The sequence below is a fragment of the Geminicoccus harenae genome (genome assembly GCF_019800005.1).
GTDB classification, from domain to species: domain Bacteria; phylum Pseudomonadota; class Alphaproteobacteria; order Geminicoccales; family Geminicoccaceae; genus Geminicoccus; species Geminicoccus harenae.
Genome location: NZ_JABGCL010000120.1, coordinates 1 through 1,895, shown reverse-complemented (window position 1 = coordinate 1,895; position 1,895 = coordinate 1). Strand labels below are relative to the sequence as shown.

2 protein-coding genes and 1 pseudogene are annotated in these 1,895 nt (G+C 69.7%); 2 read left to right on the top strand and 1 reads right to left on the bottom strand.

What is annotated here, in order from left to right; translation table 11 throughout:
- Positions 1 to 111 (top strand): annotated as a pseudogene (locus HLA95_RS27120) (IS5/IS1182 family transposase); the annotation flags it as partial.
- Between the two features lie 13 nt (positions 112 to 124).
- On the opposite strand, the gene HLA95_RS27115 reads toward HLA95_RS27120, so the two are convergent.
- Positions 125 to 1,018: an MBL fold metallo-hydrolase gene (locus HLA95_RS27115; RefSeq protein ID WP_191062110.1), complete on the bottom strand. Its 894-nt coding sequence runs from the start codon at positions 1,016 to 1,018 to the stop codon at positions 125 to 127.
- Between the two features lie 193 nt (positions 1,019 to 1,211).
- Between HLA95_RS27115 and HLA95_RS27110 the strand changes: the two genes are divergently transcribed.
- Complete coding sequence (locus tag HLA95_RS27110) at positions 1,212 to 1,739, top strand: GNAT family N-acetyltransferase (protein WP_191062111.1); 528 nt, start codon at positions 1,212 to 1,214, stop codon at positions 1,737 to 1,739.
- The last annotated feature ends 156 nt before the right edge of the window (positions 1,740 to 1,895 follow it).

Here is a 1,895-nt window from a genome sequence, read left to right as displayed (position 1 = left end):
CTGTTTTGCCGGCTCAAGAACTGGCGGCGCATCGCCACCCGCTACGACCGCCTCGCCCGGAACTACCTGGCCGCCCTCGCACTCGTCGCCGTCGCCTCAGCATGGACCTGAATGAGTTCCCTACCTAGCAGTAGGCGCTGCCGTCTTCCGCCCGTGCCGGCTCGCGGAGATAGCGTCCCTCGGCCGGCACGGCCACGGCATCGAACCGCTCGGCCAGTTCATGCAGCGCCGCGCGCATCTCCGGCCCCTGCATCGCATGGCCATGGCCCGTCACCACCAGCTCCGGCTCCAGGGCCGCCAGGCGCCGCACCGAATTGGCGGCCTTGTCCCATTCCACCGTGTAGTACATGGGCGGCCCGTGCATCTCGGCTGCCTGCACCGCGACCGCATAGGCGGATTCCTGGCGGGTGGTGATGAAGGCGTCGCCGGCGATCAGCGCCCGGTCCGCTTCCCGCCACAGCGACACATGGCCGACGCTGTGGCCGGGCGTGTGCAGCCAGCGCCAGCCGGGCAGATGCGGGACGCTGCCGTCTTCCGGCAGCGCGCGCAGCCGGCTGCCGAGGTCGACCGGCCCGCGCGGATAGAACCGGGCCACCGCCGACATCATTCCGCCGCCGACGCTCGGGTCTCCCGGCGGGTAGCTGGCCCGGCCGTTCAGGTAGGGATGCTCCAGTGGGTGGGCGTAGACCGGCACGTCCCATTCCTCTGCCAGCCGGACGAGCTCACCGACATGATCGAAATGGCCGTGGGTGAGCAGGATCGCAGCCGGTCGCGCGTCCTGGCCGAACCGCTCGGCAGCAGCGGCGCGGATGAAGGGAGCGGTGCCCCCGAGCGCTGCATCGATCAGCACCCAGCCGCGATCGCCCGCATCCGGCCGCCCACAGAATATGACGTTGACGATGCCCAGGCGGCGATAGGCCAGATCGGGTGCTATCTCGTGGGTATGATCATTGCGCGCGGCATCCAGCTCCGGATCGAGCGCGCTTGCCTGCGGCGACAGCGGAATCTGTTCGGCCATGACCGGCTCCCTACGCCACGCCCAATGGCGGTGTCGGTGTACCGGGATCGAACGCATGGCCGATCCGGCCGTTCCCAGGGAAGTCGGACGCAGGTCAGACGGCCGGGCCCTGCGTGATCGCGGATGCGCTGTGCGGCTTGACGGCTGTCCGGATGTCTTGGTTGGATGGCCGGCCTCGGGCAGGAGAACCTGAATGAGGATCAGGCAGGGCAATCGCCAGGACGACGAGATCCTGGCCCGTCATCACATCGCGCTCTGGAAGAGCTACGGCATCCAGCCCGAGCAGATGCGCGCCGACGCGCTCGCCATCATCCTGGACTTCATCGAGGTCGGCCGCCGCGAGCGCAGCCTCGCCACCTTCCTCGCATGTGACGACGACGATCGGGTGATCGGCTCGGCGAGCAGCCAGCTGCACCGCGTCCCCTATCCCGAGGTCATGCTGCCGAGCGTACGCCGCTTCGGCTATGTCTGGAGCGTCTTCGTCGAGCCCGCCTACCGGCGCCAGGGCATCGCCCGGCAATTGATGGAGCACGCTCTGGCCCATCTGCGCGCGATCGGCTGCACCACCGCGGTGCTGCACTCCTCCGATGCGGGGGAGGCGCTCTACCAGCAGTTGGGATTCCGTGTCGTCAAGGAGATGCGGATGGGGCTGAACGAGCCGCCCCCAGGGCCGGCGGAGCTGCCGCCCGGCCCTGTTCTCGGGATGCCGCCCTCAGGCTGAGGCCGCCAGTGCGGACCACCGGGCGGCTCAGCCGACGGCCGCCAGACGGAAGGCCGGCGTACCGGCGACCGTGGCGCCGGTGTTCGCCCGCTTCTTTTCCTGGACGCGGGCCAGGCAGTCCATGCGGCGCAGGGCGGGCTCGTCGAGCTTCATGGC